The 17,983-nt window shown below is 47.2% G+C and carries 18 protein-coding genes; 12 read left to right on the top strand and 6 right to left on the bottom strand.

Going from position 1 to position 17,983, the window contains the following annotated elements:
- Nucleotides 1–51 precede the first annotated feature (51 nt).
- The 4 genes from ADU23_RS29965 (at nt 52) to ADU23_RS29950 (ending at nt 5,699) form a co-directional block, all read left to right on the top strand.
- The gene (locus tag ADU23_RS29965; protein ID WP_053377111.1) at nt 52–1,698 is read left to right on the top strand and encodes an S-layer homology domain-containing protein; all 1,647 of its coding nucleotides are present in this window, start codon (nt 52–54) and stop codon (nt 1,696–1,698) included.
- A gap of 212 nt (nt 1,699–1,910) precedes the next feature.
- Complete coding sequence (locus ADU23_RS29960) at nt 1,911–2,567, top strand: SDR family NAD(P)-dependent oxidoreductase (protein WP_053377110.1); 657 nt, start codon at nt 1,911–1,913, stop codon at nt 2,565–2,567.
- A 154-nt stretch (nt 2,568–2,721) separates the two neighbouring features.
- Entirely contained in the window at nt 2,722–3,846 is a 1,125-nt protein-coding gene (locus tag ADU23_RS29955) for an NADH-dependent flavin oxidoreductase (protein WP_053377109.1), read from the top strand.
- Between the two features lie 221 nt (nt 3,847–4,067).
- Nucleotides 4,068–5,699: an MDR family MFS transporter gene (locus ADU23_RS29950; protein ID WP_053377108.1), complete on the top strand. Its 1,632-nt coding sequence runs from the start codon at nt 4,068–4,070 to the stop codon at nt 5,697–5,699.
- Nucleotides 5,700–5,778: 79 nt separating this feature from the next.
- On the opposite strand, the gene ADU23_RS29945 is transcribed toward ADU23_RS29950, so the two are convergent.
- Nucleotides 5,779–6,237, bottom strand: a complete 459-nt coding sequence (locus ADU23_RS29945; RefSeq protein WP_053377107.1) for a MarR family winged helix-turn-helix transcriptional regulator — start codon at nt 6,235–6,237, stop codon at nt 5,779–5,781.
- Between the two features lie 106 nt (nt 6,238–6,343).
- On the opposite strand from ADU23_RS29945, the gene ADU23_RS29940 reads away from it, so the two are divergent.
- From ADU23_RS29940 to ADU23_RS33030, 4 genes are all read left to right on the top strand, one after another.
- Nucleotides 6,344–6,760 (top strand): MarR family winged helix-turn-helix transcriptional regulator, encoded by a 417-nt coding sequence (locus ADU23_RS29940; RefSeq protein WP_053377106.1) that lies wholly within the window; start codon nt 6,344–6,346, stop codon nt 6,758–6,760.
- A gap of 28 nt (nt 6,761–6,788) precedes the next feature.
- A complete protein-coding gene (locus ADU23_RS29935) occupies nt 6,789–7,538 on the top strand; it encodes a GTP pyrophosphokinase (RefSeq protein ID WP_053377105.1) in 750 nt (249 codons plus the stop codon).
- 93 nt (nt 7,539–7,631) lie between these two features.
- Nucleotides 7,632–8,111 (top strand): hypothetical protein, encoded by a 480-nt coding sequence (locus tag ADU23_RS29930; RefSeq protein ID WP_053377104.1) that lies wholly within the window; start codon nt 7,632–7,634, stop codon nt 8,109–8,111.
- 102 nt (nt 8,112–8,213) lie between these two features.
- Nucleotides 8,214–8,390, top strand: coding sequence for a hypothetical protein (locus tag ADU23_RS33030; RefSeq protein WP_157266023.1), 177 nt, complete (start codon nt 8,214–8,216; stop codon nt 8,388–8,390).
- 61 nt (nt 8,391–8,451) lie between these two features.
- On the opposite strand, the gene ADU23_RS29925 is transcribed toward ADU23_RS33030, so the two are convergent.
- Nucleotides 8,452–9,120: an SIMPL domain-containing protein gene (locus ADU23_RS29925; protein WP_053377103.1), complete on the bottom strand. Its 669-nt coding sequence runs from the start codon at nt 9,118–9,120 to the stop codon at nt 8,452–8,454.
- 119 nt (nt 9,121–9,239) lie between these two features.
- Entirely contained in the window at nt 9,240–10,319 is a 1,080-nt protein-coding gene (locus ADU23_RS29920) for a Gfo/Idh/MocA family protein (protein WP_053377102.1), read from the bottom strand.
- A 257-nt stretch (nt 10,320–10,576) separates the two neighbouring features.
- On the opposite strand from ADU23_RS29920, the gene ADU23_RS29915 reads away from it, so the two are divergent.
- The gene (locus tag ADU23_RS29915) at nt 10,577–12,292 is read left to right on the top strand and encodes an ABC transporter ATP-binding protein (RefSeq protein ID WP_053377905.1); all 1,716 of its coding nucleotides are present in this window, start codon (nt 10,577–10,579) and stop codon (nt 12,290–12,292) included.
- Between the two features lie 4 nt (nt 12,293–12,296).
- Here ADU23_RS29915 and ADU23_RS29910 read toward each other — a convergent pair whose 3' ends face one another.
- Entirely contained in the window at nt 12,297–13,913 is a 1,617-nt protein-coding gene (locus ADU23_RS29910; protein ID WP_053377101.1) for an ABC transporter substrate-binding protein, read from the bottom strand.
- Nucleotides 13,914–14,033: 120 nt separating this feature from the next.
- Complete coding sequence (locus ADU23_RS29905; RefSeq protein ID WP_053377100.1) at nt 14,034–15,026, bottom strand: ABC transporter substrate-binding protein; 993 nt, start codon at nt 15,024–15,026, stop codon at nt 14,034–14,036.
- Nucleotides 15,027–15,264: 238 nt separating this feature from the next.
- Here ADU23_RS29905 and rpsN point away from each other — a divergent pair, with 238 nt between their 5' ends.
- Nucleotides 15,265–15,534, top strand: coding sequence for a 30S ribosomal protein S14 (gene rpsN, locus ADU23_RS29900; RefSeq protein ID WP_053377099.1), 270 nt, complete (start codon nt 15,265–15,267; stop codon nt 15,532–15,534).
- Between the two features lie 39 nt (nt 15,535–15,573).
- Nucleotides 15,574–15,909 carry a DUF3024 domain-containing protein gene (locus ADU23_RS29895; protein ID WP_063846120.1) on the top strand — a complete coding sequence of 112 codons (336 nt, stop codon included), beginning with the start codon at nt 15,574–15,576 and terminating at the stop codon, nt 15,907–15,909.
- 147 nt (nt 15,910–16,056) lie between these two features.
- Here the strand turns inward: ADU23_RS29895 and ADU23_RS29890 are convergent, their stop codons facing one another.
- Nucleotides 16,057–16,962 (bottom strand): AraC family transcriptional regulator, encoded by a 906-nt coding sequence (locus ADU23_RS29890; RefSeq protein WP_141680287.1) that lies wholly within the window; start codon nt 16,960–16,962, stop codon nt 16,057–16,059.
- Between the two features lie 170 nt (nt 16,963–17,132).
- Between ADU23_RS29890 and ADU23_RS29885 the strand changes: the two genes are divergently transcribed.
- Nucleotides 17,133–17,981 carry a sugar phosphate isomerase/epimerase family protein gene (locus ADU23_RS29885; RefSeq protein WP_053377098.1) on the top strand — a complete coding sequence of 283 codons (849 nt, stop codon included), beginning with the start codon at nt 17,133–17,135 and terminating at the stop codon, nt 17,979–17,981.
- The last annotated feature ends 2 nt before the right edge of the window (nt 17,982–17,983 follow it).

Below are 17,983 nucleotides of genomic sequence, written 5' to 3'. Positions count from 1 at the left end.
CCATCCTTCCACTATGGACGCGAATTCAACCTGAAAGGAAGATCACAACCTATGGCACGTAAATGGCTTATCCTGTGCAGCACATTGCTTCTGATGCTGCTCGTGCTTCCAGCTGCGGCTTTCGCGGCTGAGTCGCCTGTCACCTCAATTGTCGTCTCGGACAATCAGCCTTCCTTGGGCCAGAGCGTTCAAGTTACCGTTAAAGCGGATCACATATCCGATTTGTATGCGCTCGAGCTTGCCGTTTATTATGACCCTGCACTGCTGGAATTCCAGGCGGGCAGCGAGAAAACGGAGCTTAAAGGATTTGCCGTTCCAGTTAAGCAGTCGGAGGCAGGCGGCCATCATCTCCTTTTCGCGCATACGAAAACAGGCTCGACCGCAAGTGTGAGCGGTTCGGCAGACCTGGTTACGTTCACGTTTGTTGCCAAGCAACAATCTAACGCGGCTATTACGATTAAAGATGTAAAGCTGATTGATTCCAAGCTCAATCAGACATCAGTTACAACCCCTTCTATCGCTACGATAACGATCGCTGGCGGCGTTGGCGGACCGCCTTCTACACCAACGCCTACTCCAGGAGCTGGAGCTGAGACGGATGTGGTAGATGTCTTGGCGCAGCAGCTGACTAGCGCCGAAGGGAATAAAGTTAAGGTTACTTTACCGGCTAATATAGCTAAGGTAAGACTTCCTTACAATGCTGCGGAGCTGCTTGGCAGCAGCAGTCTTGAGGTGCAAGCAGGCGGTATGAAGCTGCTGGTTCCACAGGACGTGCTCAAGCAGTTGGAAGGAAAGGTATCGGCGGAACGGCTGAAGGACAGCTCCATCATCCTGCTAGCAGAACCATTGAAGGAAAGCCTGAGCAACGAATTAATGGGCCTCGTTCAAACCAAAACAAACGGTGAAATAAAGGCAGGCGGCAGTATCTTCGATTTTGCGCTTTATTTGCAGTTTAAAGACGGCAGTACGGAAGCGTTAACGGCATTCATCAAACCGCTAACGATAAAAATGCCGCTGGCTTCCTCCATCAATGCTAAGCTTGCTGGCATTTTCTACGTGGCGAACGACGGATCGCTGCAATATGTTGGCGGCGAAGTGGTTGGCGGAGAGATGGTTGCGGAAATTAGCCATTTTAGCAAATATGCTTTATTAGAAGTGAATAAATCGTTCACGGATGTGCCAAGCAGCCACTGGGCATCAGCTGTTATTAAAGAGCTGGCCGCCAAGCAGATCGTAACCGGAACATCCGCAGCAGCATTCGAGCCGGCTCGCAGCGTAACGCGTGCGGAATTTACCTCGCTTCTAGTCAGAGCGCTGAAGCTGACGGATGAGGGCGCTTCAACCTTTACGGATGTGAATGCAACTGCTTGGTATGCGAATGATATTAATAAAGCTGTAAAAGCGGGCTTAATTCAAGGGCGAAGCGCTTTGACATTTGCTCCAGCCGAGCAAATTACGAGAGAAGAATTAGCTGTACTGGTTCTAAGAGCGTATGAGCTGAAGTCTGGTACGGCTCAGGAAACATCGCATCCCGCCTTCAAGGATGCTTCTCAAATAAGCGCTTGGGCAGTCAAAGATGTAAACAAAGCTGCGGCGCTTGGCTTGCTCCAAGGTCGTACAACCGGGCTGTTTGTGCCAAAAGGCATCTCTAACCGCGCAGAAGCGGCTCAAGTTATTTATCATTTGTTATTCAAATAAGTAATCGGAAGTCCCCCAATGTGGGATGCTTACAGGCTATGCTTGTATACATCGCACCTTCGGGGACTTTTTTAATTGGAATAACAGGAATTCTATAAACCAATAGAATTTATTGATTAGAAAAAGATTATTAGCAGTGATAAAGTTTGTAATTACTTGGATGCTAGCCTTCAATTGGACGACTGTCATATAAACGAAAAGGAGAGAACAAAATGAGCAAACCGCTATTAGTCATTGTTGGTGCAGGACCGGGCGTTAGTGCGGGGGTTGCAAGGAAATTCGGCAAGGAAGGGTTTCGGATCGTGCTTGCTGCTCGCAACGAAGCATCGCTTAAGCAGTATGCGAAGGAGCTTGAGGAGCTGGATATTGAGGCGTATGCTGTTATAGCTGATGCAGCAGACCCCGATTCCATTGCGAATGCATTTGCGCAAATTAAGCAGCAATTTGGAGAGCCGGACGTACTCCTTTATAATGCGGCGGTCATTTCTCAGGTTAAGCCGACTGACTTGACCGAATCCCGGCTTATCGATGAGTTCAAGGTGAATGTAGTGGGAGCTCTGACCAGCGCGAAACATGTGATTCCGGCCATGATCGAGCGAAAGCAGGGTACGCTGTTATTTACGGGCGGAGGGCTTGCTTTGGCGCCGGCAGCAGCGGTATCCTCCTTGTCCATAGGCAAAGCTGGCATTCGTTCGCTTGTTTATACATTAGCTGAGGAGCTGAATCCGCAAGGCATTTATGTCGGTACGGTAACGATAGCCGGTTATGTATCCAAAGGGACCTTTTATGATCCGGATTTAATTGCGGAAGAGTACTGGACATTGTATACCAATAGAAGCGATATTGAATTTTTATATAAACAAGCATAATTGTTAAGACTAAGAAAGCATTTGGGCCAAGTGGTTCAATATGCTTTTTTTTTTGCCGCTTGACAGTCGCAACTGTATAAACTAATATTACAGTATCAAAAAAAGTTACAGTTAATGTGTGAATATAAATAGGATAACGGGAGAGATGTAAGTAATGAAATCCAATTATAAGCCATTGTTTGAATCGTTTTCTTTGAATAGCGGAGTTGAATTAAAAAACCGCGTCGTGATGGCGCCGATGACCCATTTTTCCTCAAATGAGGATGGAACTGTTTCCGAATCCGAGCTCAGCTATTATAGCCGCAGATCAGGCGGTGTTGGCCTTGTCATAACGGCTTGTATTTATGTTTCGCCAAATGGCAAAGGTTTTGCTGGTGAATTTGCGGGTGACAGCGATGAAATGATCCCTAGCCTAAGAAGCTTAGCTTCTACGATTAAAGAAAAAGGTTCAAAGGCGGTCTTGCAAATTTTTCATGGCGGCAGAGAATGTCCTCCGAGTTTAGTTCCCGGCGAAGATGTCGTTAGCGCAAGCGCGGTAGCGTCAGAGCAAAACGCGACTGTAGTTCCTAGAGCTTTGCGCGACGAGGAAATTGTGGAAATTATCCGCCACTTTGGAGAAACGACAAGAAGAGCGATTGCAGCAGGCTTTGATGGTGTTGAAATTCATGGCGCCAACGGTTACCTATTGCAGCAGTTTTTCTCATCTCATTCGAATACGCGTGAAGATAGATGGGGCGGAAGCATTGAAAATAGACTTCGATTCCCGCTGGCAGTAGTTGATGAAGTAAAACGAGTAGTCGCTGAGCACGCAAAAGCGCCGTTTATTGTAGGTTACCGTTTCTCTCCTGAGGAAGCGACAACACCAGGCATTACGATGGAGGATACCTTCAAGCTGGTTGATGAGCTGGCGGGCAAGGAGCTCGATTACCTTCATGTATCGTTGATGGATTTCTGGTCTCTGCCAAGACGCGGCGCAGATGAGACCAAAGCACGCGTGGAGTGGATACAGGAGCGCGTTGGGCATTTAGTGCCTATTATCGGTGTAGGCTCCATTCATACGCCGGATGACGCGGTGAAGGCTCTTGATACGGGAATTCCGCTTGTTGCTATTGGAAGGGAACTTATCGTAGAGCCGGACTGGGTTGAGAAGGTGGCCGAGGGAAGAGAAGCAGAAATAAAAACAACGCTTAGCAGAGCCGACCAAGATCGTTTGGTCGTGCCAACACCATTATGGCAGGCTATTGTCCATACGCCAGGTTGGTTTCCGTTAGGCGATTAATATAGATGGAAGCAAACAGGCCAGAGATTACTCTGGCCTGTTTTTTTTTACGTTCTTAATGCTTTTATTGCGGTGCTTTCAATTAAAATGATTTGCCAGTTGTTTTAGTACTAAAGTTATTGTATCATCATATAATAGGTTGGCAACCTAACTAAATTAAAAAAATTAGTTTTGCTGCCAATGGGTCATAATAAAATAAAATGTTTAGGAGTGCAGGGCAAATGGAGCAATTAACTCAAAAGAAAAAAGTTACCATCATGATTGCTCTGATGGCAGCGATGTTCTTCGCAGCTATCAATCAGACGATCGTGAGTACGGCAATGCCGCGAATTATTGCAATTTTAGGGGGCATCGAGTATTACACTTGGGTCATCACGATCTATATGCTCACCTCAACAATTGCCACTGTGCTGGTAGGGAAACTGTCTGATATTTATGGACGAAAACCATTCCTGTTAGTCGGGATTGTACTTTTTATTATTGGCGCCTTTCTTTGCGGAACGTCATCATCGATTTTTCAGTTGATTACGTATCGAGGCATACAAGGTTTAGGAGGCGGTATTCTAATGTCCGCCACCGTCACGGCGGTAGGGGATTTATTCGCACCGCGTGAGAGAGCAAAATGGACCGGCATCATGATGGCTATTTTTGGTTTCTCCAGTGTCCTTGGTCCAACGCTTGGCGGATTCATGGTTGACCATATCGCGTGGAAATGGATTTTCTGGATCTTCCTTCCGCTTGGTCTAGTAGCATTTGGGATGATTTGGAAAATGTTTCCGAAAACAGCGCGCAAAACGACGGAATCGATCGATTACTTAGGTTCGTTATTTTTAACGCTGACGATTATCGCGTTGTTGCTTGGCTTCTCATGGGCAGGAACGAAATACGACTGGGGTTCCTTCGAAATAATCGGACTGCTTGCGGCAGCCGCTGTATTTTTAGTTATTTTGCTTCTTATTGAGCGCAAAGCAAAAAGCCCGGTGCTGCCTTTGGCGATGTTTAAAAATGGCATCGTTACGGTTTCCAACTCCATCGGCTTCCTCATGAATGCCGGAATGATGGGCGCGATGATGTATCTGCCGTTTTTCGTACAGGGTGTGCTTGGCATTTCGCCAACAACATCAGGCTTCGTTAATATGCCGATGTCGATTGCGATGATTATTCTTAGTACCTTATCAGGTCGCTGGATTTCTAAATCAGGCAAATATAAACGATTTGCAATGGCGGGTATGCCATTCATGGTTATTGGTATGCTTATGATGGCCTTTATGACCAATGTTGGCGTGGCTGTTGCCGCTATGATCGTATTTGGTATTGGACTCGGTATTGCAATGCCAGTATTTACGCTGACGGTTCAAAACGCCGTAGCGCCTTCTGAGCTGGGTGTAGCTACGGCTACTGCTACCCTGTTCCGTAACCTAGGCGGTACAATCGGGATCGCGGTAATGGGTACGGTTATGAACTCAACATTAACAAGCAAGCTGGAGGCTGCCGTAAAAGCAGGTGAAGGGCCGGATTTATCGAAGGTAGATCCTGCAACAGCCGAGAAATTAACGAGCTTCCTGAACCCGCAAATGCTTCTTGATCAGCCTAAGCTGAAAGAGCTGCACGCGACGCTTCCGGAGCAGATTCAACCATTATTTACGCACATTATCGAAATGGTACGTTCGGTACTAAGCGATTCGTTAACCGTTGTTTTCTTATTCGGCATGTCCTTGCTGATCGTTGCATTCGTACTTGTGTTTTTCTTAAAAGAAATTCCGCTTCGCACTTCGAACGATATGAAAGCCAAAGCGAATCTGGAACAGCCTGAACAAGCAGATAAATTAAAAAAAGAGCCGGCTCTTAATTAATTCTAAGGAGCGGCTCGGCAGAGGAGGGATTTCGTTGTTTGCAGCAATGCTTCCAACGGAATCCCATTTCTATATTCAGCTAATCGTTCACTTGTGCCGTTTGAAGGTAATCAAAAACTTGATTGAGCATGCCGACAAGCTGATCGCTTTGCTCTTTGCCGAGCATATCGATCATACCGGTGAAAACAGTATGGAAGCGTTCAATTGCTTTTATTGCTAACTGCTCGCCTTTGTCCGTTAACGTTATTTCCGTAATTCTTCGGTCTGTCTTATCTGCGGAGCGCAGCACATAACCCGCGGCAATTAAGCTGTTGAGCATCTGCGTCACGGTAGGCGATGTGACTTGAAGCAATTTGCTTATTTCAGACACGTTCGTATTGGCGATGCCTTTATCATTGCTCTGCTTTACACAGATAAGCATGCGAATTTCGCTGGGCTTAAGTCCGCCCCACATCGTTTTTTTACGCCAGTCGGCTCGTCCGAAACGCTGGAAAACCTCGATTAACTGGCCGACATTTTCATATTTATCCTTGCTCATTCGATTCACCTCGGTGAATTTATTTTATCATTTAATTAGGTTGCCAACGCAATTATAGTAAGTTTGAGGTTAATAAGTCAACAAACGAACAGAAATGAGGTGCGAAATGAACGACTACGATGAATGGAAGGAGCTGTTTCCCCTGTTAAAAGGGGTTTATAAAAAGCTGAAAGCCGAGTGGTACAAGGGAATGGACTGCAGCTTCTCAGTCAATCAAACGAGAATGATTCAATATTTGGACCGCCAAAGCCCAATGAAATCGACGGACCTTGCCGAGCTCTTGTTCATAACAGCCGGTGGTGTTACGCTTATTGGGGACAAGCTTGTCGAGAGAGGGCTTATTCGAAGAAATCGGGGAGAAGAGGATAGGCGTGTCGTCTATTTGGAAATTACAGACGAGGGCAGGCGATATATCAAGTCCTTTGAAGAAAGCGATGAGGCCATTATTCGGTACATGAGCGAACGAATCTCACCGGAGGATTTGGCGCATTTGAGAAGGATTTTTACCTTGTTTGATGATTAGCAAGTTTTAGGAAGGGGAACATGAACGCATGGCAGCAATGGATCAAATGCATAAAATTAAAGAAATGAAACATCAGATTACACGTTTCTTGATGATGTACAAGTTTGCGCTTCAGGAGCTGGAAACAAAGATCGAGATTTTAAAAGAGGAATTTCATTTATTGCATGCTTACAATCCGATTGAGCACACAAGCTCACGCATGAAATCGCCGAAGAGCATATTGGAGAAGCTTTATCGAAAGCAATCCGAGCTTAATTTCACCAGCATCCGAAACAATATTAAGGATATCGCAGGACTTCGGATCACCTGTTCATTCATATCAGATATTTACCGCATTAGCGATATGCTGAAAAATCAAAGCGACCTAAAAATTTTAGAAATAAAAGATTATATTAAAAATCCTAAGCCAAACGGCTATCAAAGCCTCCATATGCTCGTTGAGGTACCGGTATTCATATCGGACCGGGTCGAAAACATGTGCGTAGAGGTACAAATTCGGACAATCGCAATGGATTTTTGGGCAAGCCTTGAGCACAAAATCTATTATAAATATCAGCAGTCCATCCCGCCGCATTTGCTGGAAGAGCTGAAAGAGGCTGCGGAATCGGCATCCGCGCTGGATCTAAAGATGGAGCGGCTCCACAATGAGATCGAGGCGATCAAGGAGGAGCGCGAGGGCGATATCGGAGATGAGATGGTTCAGCTCATCATGAACAATCAAAGCTTTTCGATTCCAGGCATGCTGCTTGACCTGTTCGACGAAGGCGAGACAAAATAATAGTCGTGAACCTTTTGCCAACGACATAAAGTGAAAGTAGTGCAATACATACTACCGATCGAAAATGCGTTGTTGAAGGGTGGTCATAAAGCGATGGTCATATCTAGCTTTCAAGCCTTCATTCAGGTGTTTGGTTTATCGATCTCCATGAGCTTAGTGGGCGGCCTAATTGGTCATTTTGTCAAAAATGGCATTATCGAATTGCCAAAGCTCGTCATAGAATATGATGAGGAAGGCTTAACGCTGTCTTCGAATTGGCTAATGAAATGGATACAGCGGGTGTATTATTTTGTTATTTTCGTCATTGGCTTCAGGGATCATAGCAATGCAAAGAAAAAGATATTTTTTGATCTTGGTTTTTTGGGCGATTTATTGATTGCCATCGGGACGGGAATACTGGCGAAGACGGCGTTAGCCATGGCAAATACGTCGGACAATTTTGCAGTAGTGAGCAGCTCGCTCCTAGCGGGTTATGCAGGGTTATCGTATTTGAAGAGCAAGCAGAACAAAGAGTTCGCTGATTTGTTCCCGGAAGAAATGGATGATCAAAATCCGCGAACGCAGGCTAAATAACATGCAAGTTTACTTAACTGCTGCGTATAATGAGCATAGATGATTAAGGTAAAGCTTATAAATAAGTTTTTTATTCCAAAAAACTTTAAAGGAGGGCGGCGCGTGGGAAAAACAACGGTTAAAGTGACCTCTGAAGAGATGCAGGAGCTCAAGAAGCTCGCTGAGATAGTCAAAAATCCTCAACTTCCGATGTCTGACCGTCGCATAGCTAAGACCCAGTATGAGTCTATCATAAACTTTGCGAAGAACAGCAACCGCGGCATTATTTCATCTGTCTAATACGCAGCACGGTCTGATCAAGCCGTTCCTTTCCGGAACGGCTTTTTTTTGTGTGCCGGTCTTATTGAATTAGCAAATACCATACACGAACCGCAGCATTGATTGTCAGCTGTCCAGGCTCGATTGGCGTCACCGCAGCCTCTGCGGCAAAAGCCCTTTGCAAAGGGACTGGCCCTGATGAAGGAGATAGCTCTTGGACTTTGCTTGGGACAGGAGCGATGGAGACGCCAAGTGTATTCGCGATCGCAACCGCTTTAAGCCGGGCGTTTTGGACGGCAAGCGATAAAGCCTGATTTTCATGCTGTTCTTTATGCTGCAACGAAAATTGAATGGACGAAACGATGTTGGCGCCGTGAGATACGGCTGTATCAACAACGATGCCCGTCTGATCGACTTGATCGACCGTAATTTGCAGAAGGTGGGTTACTTTATAGCCTTTAAAGATTTGTTGGCCATCCGGAAAATCATATTGCATTTCGATTCGATAATCGTTTGTTTGGATTTGGTCGCGTGGGATATTTAGTTGTTCTAGGGAATGGATGATGTCCGTGCTGATTTGCGCATTTTCGGATTGGACCGTTTGCAGCATCGTTCCTTCTGTCATGGCTCCGAGTATGATTAAGGCGCGATCTGGAGCGGCTGCAGTTGTTGCTTCTCCTATAACGTCAATGGTGGGCAGGCTTCTGTGAGGAATGGGGGAAGCCGCATAATAGCTGGGGTTACCGTACATAGGCTGGACTCCTTTCATAAAAAAGGGATTAAACTAATGTATGGATATATAGCCTTGGGCATACAAAAAAAGACGGGCAAGATTAAATCTTGCACCGCCATTATTTTGAAATCCGTTATTTAAGGCAATTCGATCGTTACCTCGCGCTTGCTTGCTGCGGAGCGGAGTACGCCGTCGATAATCGCTTGGTTATACAAAATTTCCGCACCCGGAATGGGGGCCGGGCGATTATCCGCAATCGCAGCGACAAAGTCCTTAACCTTCTCGTCGAACAGATTAAGGCCGTGCTGGATAACCGGAATGGTCGATTCAATATGCTGGTTGGCGACATCATGATATAGCGTCATGCTGCCCACGCTGCCATCCCATACGCCGCTCCAAGGGCCGGTGCCGGCTGGCGTAACCTTTAGTCCGCCGTCGGTTCCGAGAAACATCGTAGCTCCGAGCGTATCCATGTGCATAGCCCAGCTGATTTTGTAATTCAGCACGATATCGCCTTCAAGGCGAACCATCGCAACGCCAAAGTCTTCCACGTCAAAATTAGCGGATTCTCTATGGTATTTCGGGTTTGTTCCAAAATGATTGGATGTATAAGCCGATACGGTAAGCGGCTTCGGATAACCAAGCGCGTTAAGCGCCATATCAAGCGAATAACAGCCGATATCGGCCATAGCGCCTGCGCCAGCCAGCTCTTGCCGGATAAACGTGCCGCCAGGCATGCCGCGGCGTCTGCCGCCGCCTGTTTCTATAAAATAAACGTTGCCAAGCTTTCCTGATTGCACGATATCTTGAATGAGCGACATGTTGGGGTCGTACCTTGGCTGGAAGCCTACGGTCAACATTTTGCCGCTGCGCTCAGCAGCCTGAACCATATCGATGGATTGCTGAAGCGTGACGGACATTGGCTTTTCAACCAATACATGTTTGCCTGCATTTAATGCGTTTACGGACGTCTCGTGATGAGCGAAGTTAGGCGTACAGATGCTGACGCCGTCAATATCAAGCTCAAGCAGCTTCCTGTGATCTTCGAATGCGGTTGCATGAATAAGCTCTTCTTGCTCGATGAAGGCCTGCGCTCTCCCTGCCAAGCTGTCTGCTACCGCGACGATTTCAACATGGGGCATTTTCTTATAAGCTGAAGCATGCGCCCTTGCAATGCCGCCGCTTCCTATAATTCCAATTCGGATCGTTCTCGCCATCGTATATGTCCCTCTTTTCATTGTATTGCTTTTACTTTAGCACAGCTCTACTAGCCATGAAATTGCGAGAAAAGGACATCCCTTCTACAAAATCAGGACATCGACGGCTTTTTGGTGGCAAGCTTCATTTTGTACAAAAAAATGCTCGCGTTTGTCCATTGTTTCTTATTAGGCTTTTGTTTTACGATAAGATGGCTGTAAATGATAACGATTTTCATTACGCATATACTATTGATTGGATAGGAAGGAAGCTGAGTATGCTGCGTCGTTTTTTTGCTTATTACAAGCCTTATAAGAAGCTATTTATTTTGGATTTTTCATGCGCCATATTGGCTGCCTTGCTGGAGCTTGCTTTTCCGCTTGCGGTGAACCGTGTCGTGGACGATTTGCTGCCAAGCGGCAACTGGAAGTGGATTTTGTATGCCTGCATCGGACTCTTGGGCATTTATGTATTTAGTGCCGCACTGCATTATGTCGTTACCTATTGGGGGCATAAGCTTGGGATCAATATTGAATCCGATATGCGCAAGCAGCTGTTCGACCGGGTGCAGAAGCTAAGCTTCCGTTTCTTCGATAACAATAAGACCGGCCATCTGGTTTCCCGCATGACGAATGACCTCATGGATATTGGCGAAATCGCCCATCATGGTCCCGAGGATTTGTTCATTGCCTTGATGACGCTGACCGGGGCGTTCGCGATTATGCTGAGCATCAATTGGCAGCTTGCTTTAATGACCTTTGTCATTATTCCGCTTATGATTTATTTGTCATTACATTTCAGCCGTAAAATGTCAGCTGCCTTTAATCGCATGTTCTCTGATATTGCCGATTACAACGCGCGTGTTGAAAATAACGTTAGCGGCATCCGCGTTGTTCAAGCGTTCGCAAATGAAAAGCATGAGATGAAGCGTTTTGCTGAAAATAACGGCCGTTTCCGCTTGACGAAGCTTGTAGCTTACCGCGTTATGGCATGGAACTCTTCAATCAGTTTTATTCTAATGAAGCTAATCTCGTTGTTTGTGCTCGTCTGCGGCACGTGGTTTGTCATTCAAGGCGATATGAGCTACGGCGAATTTATCGCATTCGTTATGCTGTCGAACGTGTTTCTAAGCCCGATCAATCAAATCAATTCCGTTATCGAAACGTATCCGAAAGGGATTGCCGGCTTTAAACGTTATTTGGAACTGCTGGAGACAGCGCCTGATATCGACGATGCGCCGGATGCGAAACGAATGAGCAGCCTTAAAGGGGATATTCATTTTAATAACGTAACGTTTGGTTACGAGAATAAAGAGAAGGTGCTGCAAGGACTGAACCTGACCGTACGCGCAGGGGAAACGGTGGCGCTTGTTGGTCCTTCCGGAGCCGGCAAAACGACGCTTTGCAGCTTGCTGCCGCGCTTCTATGATGTAGATGAAGGATCGATTACGATCGACAATGTGGATTTGCGCCGGATGACGCTGGAGTCGCTGCGCGCGAACATTGGAATTGTGCAGCAGGATGTTTTTCTCTTTGACGGAACGATTAGAGAAAATATTGTATATGGCAAGCTTGGGGCATCGGAGGAGGAGATTATGCAGGCTGCTCGCCAAGCGCAGCTGGAGGAGCTCGTCCTATCGCAGCCGGAAGGGCTGGATACGTTCATTGGCGAGCGGGGCGTCAAGCTCTCTGGCGGACAGAAGCAGCGCCTCTCGATTGCCCGCATGTTTTTGAAAAACCCGCCGATTCTTATTTTGGACGAGGCGACCTCTGCGCTTGATACGGAGACAGAAGCTGCGATCCAGCTTGCGCTTGCCGAGCTGTCTCGCGGCCGTACGACGCTTGTCATTGCCCACCGGCTTGCAACGATCAAAAATGCTGACCGCATTGTTGTGGTAGCGGAGCAAGGGATTGCCGAGCAGGGCAAGCATGACGAACTGATGCAAATGCGCGGATCATATAGCCGTCTGCATCAAGCCCAATTCGGCGCATAATCATTTAGGAGGTTTGGTTCAGCAGCTCGGGGAGCAGCGACAGCAGCTTGTCTCGGGAGGAAGCGTCTTCTTGGTTCCAATCAAGCTCATCAAGCACGTAGCTGTAACCGTTTTTGACGGCGGGAAGACTTCTCCAAATCGGGCTGCGAATCAATTCCTCCATAGCCGCTCTTGAGTCGGGACTCTTGGGCAGCATCATGAATACGCGATCTCCGGCGTATTGATTAAGGGTCTTCTCCGTTATTTCCTTGTATAGCCGGCCTGACTTCAAGACGTCCTGCACCTTGCCTGCGGGACGGAAGCCGTCGGGATGGTAAAGCACCGAGGATAAGCCGATATTGCCCATCACAAACAATCGTTTGCCGCGGTGATAAACAAAGACGGAAGCCGTTTCCTTTGGACGAAGTAGCGTCTGAAGCTGCTGCCACATTAATAAGGCATTGTTATTGTGATGAAGAAGCCATTGCTGGGCTTCTTTTTTTTTGCCCAACCATTCTCCGAGCATAAGCAGCCGATCCTCAAGCGTTCCTCGCGAGTTATAGGTGAGGGTTGGGGCGATTTGGGAAATTTCTGCATACAGCTTTTCATTGGATTGGTCGCAAATAATTAAGTCCGGCTCCAAAGAAGCGGCCTCTTCGGGATTAAAGGGGACGTCTCTATGCATCATTTGGCTGCCTACAAGCTCAATGCCAAGCGTCTTCAAATCACCGACCGAATCACCGCAGTAGAGGATGCGGTTAGGCTGCGCAGGGATGCTGACCTCATGGCCGTCCCAATCTTTAACGAGCATGTTTTGACGCATCGAGATCGCATATTGCCTTGGAGAGAAGCCGGTCATAAGACGGAAGCGGCGGCTAAAATAATACTCATCGGTAAAGCCGACACGCTCTGCAATGTCGCGAAGCGGGCTGTCGGTATGAATCAGCCATTCTTTGGACCGGTTAATTCGAAGCTCAGTCAAATAATCAAGCGGCTTCTTGCCCGTCAGTTCCTTGAAGATGGAGGTGAACTGCCACGAGGGAACGTCAGCCATCTGGACAAGCTGCTTGACCGTTATGTTGTCCTGGAAATGGTTTTGCATATATTGAATCGTCTGCTCAACCGTTTGAGTTGAGCCTGCCTTATGATCGGTTTGCAGATTATGCTCAAGCAAAAATCCAATAAGCTTCTGAAAGTGCAACTGCTGCCGAAACGCTTCAATGTTGTCGAAGTTCGTATTGCCGGCATGCAGCTGGCCCAGCAAATCGATCCACTGTGCGAGCGGATAGACACGAAGCATAGGATTGTTTGGAAACAGCGGCTTGCCATATGGCGCAGGCTTACCCTTTTCCAAACAAAAAACATGAAAGGAGATGGTGTGGTATTCCAAAGTGTTGTCATCCAAGCTCTCGAATTGATAGGCGGTTTTTGGCGGGAGGAGGAAAGAGCTGTATGACGAGAAAAGGGAGCTGTGATTATCCGTAAATAATCTGCCGCTGCCGCTCTTGAATATAAGAAGCATATAGCCGGATGTTATTTGCTCCGCCAATACGGAGCCTGCCGAATGGCTGTGCAGCTTCATGTCTTCAAAATGAAAGACCAAGGAGCGAAGCGGTAAAGACGAATGTATGGGTTCAGACATGGCTGTAGCCTCATTTCTAAATGAGAATAATTATCAATTAATTTCATTATAGACAAAAAGAAGAAGCTAATCAACATAAGTTGAAGAGCTCCTTCCAATTAAGCAAGCGATAATAGGCTGTTATTTTTGGATAAGCGCTTTGGGCAGCTCTTCTAACAGCCATTCTCTTGAAGTCGCGTCACTGGATGCTTTAAGCAGATCGAAATTGTACACCTGACCGTTTTTCACGGCAGGCAGCTTCAGCCACAGCTCGCTTTTCATAAGCTCATTGGTCGATTGCTGGGCGCTAGGATCAACGGGATTCAGGATGAAAATGCGGTCAGCCGCATATTCAGGCAGCAGCTCGGAGGAGATTTCAACAAAGCCTTGCTCCTTATTAATGATATCTTGGACGATAGGCGTTGGCTTGAAGCCGCCCGGCTCATACAAAAATTGCGGAAGACCGGTACCCGCCATAATAAACAACCGGTTCCCAGGATAGATCGTAAATACGGAAGCCGTCTCGCCTTCCTTGATGCCGCTCTCGTGAAGCTGCTTCCACATTTCCGCCGTTTTCTCCGCATGTGCGGCGAGCCAATCCTCCGCCTCTTGTTTCTTATTTAACAAATCGCCTAAAATGCGCATTCTCTCCTCAAGCGAACCGAAGGAGTTGAAGGTTACGGTAGGTGCAACCTTGGAAATGGCTTCATATTGCTGCTCATCAGCATTTGAGAAAATAATCAGGTCCGGCTGCAAGGTCATCGATTTCTCGACGCTCAAAGGGAAACCTACATCCTCTGCGTCTTGGAGCTGCTCCTCAAATACGGTGCCTTTAATCATATCCTTCATGAGCCCGACAGGCTTAACGCCAAGGGCAAGCAAGTCTCCGGCCGTTTCTCCATGGAAAATGACGCGCTGCGGGTTAACGGAAACTTCAACCTTATGGTTTGTCCAATCGGTAAAGGTTCGCGTAGTCGCTGCAGCTTGCTCGGTTGCCTCCGGCGCTTTCGTCGCCTCGGCAGCAGGGCTTGCCGTATTGCCCGTATTAGTAGAGTTGCTGCCGCAAGCTAGCAATAATGCCCCCATTAGTGCGAATGTAGTCAAAAGAGCGGCTGTTTTTGTACTTCGATGCATGTTGTGATTCCTCCGGAAAATGTTTTGAGATAATGATAATCATTATCGATATAATCAATCGTAATCGATTAAACGGGAGTGCTCAATGGACAAAATAAAGGAGAGCTTTTGAGTTTGTCCAAATGCGGCTCTAAGAGCTGAATCCAAACCTATTGATGGCATTGAAAAGCAACTTTGCAAAGCGAAGGTTTTCTGTTATTATTAATTAGTAATTATTACGAATAAGGAGGTTGAGATTATGGCTAAAAAATCAAAAGTAGTGATGGAACAAAAGAGACAAGCGCTTGTCGCCAAATATGCGGATCTTAGAAGAGAGCTGAAGGAGAAGGGCGATTACGCTGCTTTGCAGAAGCTGCCGCGAGATTCGTCAGCTACGCGCCTGCATAATCGCTGCGAGCTAACGGGCCGCCCACACGGCTATTTAAACAAATTTAAAGTGTCGCGGATTAAGTTCCGTGAGCTGGCGCATGCGGGCCAAATTCCCGGCGTTAAGAAAGCCAGCTGGTAGGGACAGGCTGTTACCAGATTTGATGAGGTGATTTAGAGTATGATTGATCCCTTTACCGTCAAAAGGATTGATTCGATTATGAGCGGCTATATCGACCAGAAGATACCAGGGGATCTGCGGGTGTCCGTTCGGCTTAGGCATGAAATCGTCGATAATCAATTGACGTTAGCTGAGGAGAGGCCAACTTCTAAACGAAACGAGTGGGATCGCATTGACATCGTACAATTCCGCTTGGAATCGAAGCAATGGAAAGTGTATGCGAAGAATGGCGATCATAGATGGACATTTGTTGAAATGATATCTCCAAGCACAGATTTCGAGCGGCAGCTTGAGCAGGTAGAGATCGACCAAGCGGGACTTTTCTGGAAGTCGTAAGCATCTGCTTGAAGCTCTCCCTGTAGCCCGGCGTGCTCTGAACATAGCATGAAAAGGATCGGCTGTCATAGATGAAGAGGGTATCCTTTAAGGTTAATAGCCTTAAAGGGTACCCTCTTTTTTTTGTGTGTTGCTATAGAACAATGGCTATAAAATCTTTGACAGCTTCCGGTATTCACGGGGGGAAATCCCCTCGTGGCGGCGGAAGATCCGGCTGAAATAGTGAATATCGGAATAGCCGACGAGGCTGCCGACGTTCTCAATCGATTGATCCGACTCTCGAAGCAGCCTTCTTGCTTCACGGTGGCGAATAGATTGCACATATTCGCTCGGCGGCATGCCGGCGATTTGTTTAAACAGCTTGGCCGTATGGTCGATGCTCAAATTCATATTTTCAGCGATTGTACGGTTGGTCCAGTTGGACGAAGGCGCGGCTTCGATCTGTTCCATCAATTCAGCAAGCTTTCCGCCATGCAAGGAGGCTTGACCGGAGGTGCGCGATAGGGGAGATCGAAGCAAGTGAGTGAGTATTTGGAGCATCAATGCCTTGCAGACCAGCTCATAGCCGAGCGGGCGCATCGTGAACTCGTGGACAAGCTGCTCCATCAGCTGCACGCAAACGAGCGGCGGAGTATATACCGGATGATCGGACAACGGTGCAACACCTTCGATACAGGGCTCAAGCGAAAACTTATGAGGCTGAACGGAAGCTTCATTTACTACCATGTCAGATTCGGTCTGAATATCCAGCTCATCAAAGAAATCAAAATGAATGCCCAGAAACCGAGTGTCAGAGGAAGAGACGACTTCATTTTGGTGATAAACGCCGGAAGGCAAAAAGATAAGCTGTCCGGCCTCAATGGTATAGCGCTGTCCTTGCATCGTAGTCGCGGCTTCGCCTTGGCATACGTAAAGCAGCTCGAAATCATAGAGTCTGCGCCTCGGAAGGACACCGGTCGGCATGCGCTGGAATTGCGCATAATGGACGCTTGGCGACCACTCTCGGAACTTTGTCATACGGATGCCGGGATAGTTGGAATCGAGCTTTTCCAAGAGGCAGCCCCCTTCCTGCAATGAATTAAAAAGAGAACGGAATTGTCCAAATAATCGCTTTATCAGCTAAATCTATTTACGCAAAAATCATTTATTATATACGTATTATCACATGCTCTGGCAACCAATTCAATATCACGTAATAAGTTAAAAGCATAGGAGGACTTCAAATGAAAAAAGGGATTAATATCTGGTCATTTAAAGGCGATTCTACCATTGCGGATTGCATCACAACCGCCAAAAAAGCTGGCTTCGACGGAATCGAGCTGTCTTTGAACGAAACGGGCGAGCTAAGCCTGGCGGCAACGGATAATGAAATTCGCGACATTCAAAATCGTCTCGAAGAGGCTGAGCTTGAAATCGCGGGGCTTGCAACCGGCTTGTATTGGTCTTACCCGATGACTAGCGAAAACGCGGCAACGCGGGAGAAGGCGATCGACGTCTGCAAGAAGCAGCTAGAGCTTGCGGCTGCGCTTGGCGTCGACACCATACTCGTCATTCCTGGCGCGGTAGGCGTAGATTTTATTCCGGATAGTGAAATTACCGACTATGAATACGCATATGACCGGGCGCTTGAATCGATAGGGAAGCTCGTTCCTTTCGCAGAAAGCGCAGGCGTTTCCATTGGCATCGAGAACGTTTGGAATAAATTTTTGCTTTCGCCCCTAGAGCTGCGTTCATTTATTGATGCGCATGGCTCGGCGAATGTAGGCTCTTATTTTGACGTTGGCAATGCGCTGCAAAACGGTTATCCGGAGCAGTGGATACGGATTTTGGGCCACCGCATCAAGAAGGTGCATTTTAAAGATTACCGCCGTCAAGCAGGCGGCCTGCATGGATTCGTGGATCTGCTGGCAGGCGACGTAGATTATCCGGCCGTTATGACAGCGCTTCGCGCGATCGGTTACGACAATTACGTCACAGGTGAAATGATTCCGCCGTACAATCATCATTCGGAGCAAATCATATTCAACACTTCTAAAGCGATGGATGCGATACTGGGCCGTCAATATTCATAATT

Origin of the sequence: Paenibacillus sp. FJAT-27812, from assembly GCF_001273905.1 — a bacterium.
Taxonomy (GTDB): domain Bacteria; phylum Bacillota; class Bacilli; order Paenibacillales; family Paenibacillaceae; genus Pristimantibacillus.
The sequence above is the reverse complement of the archived record's forward strand: the minus strand, read 5'-3'. Positions and strand labels throughout refer to the sequence as shown.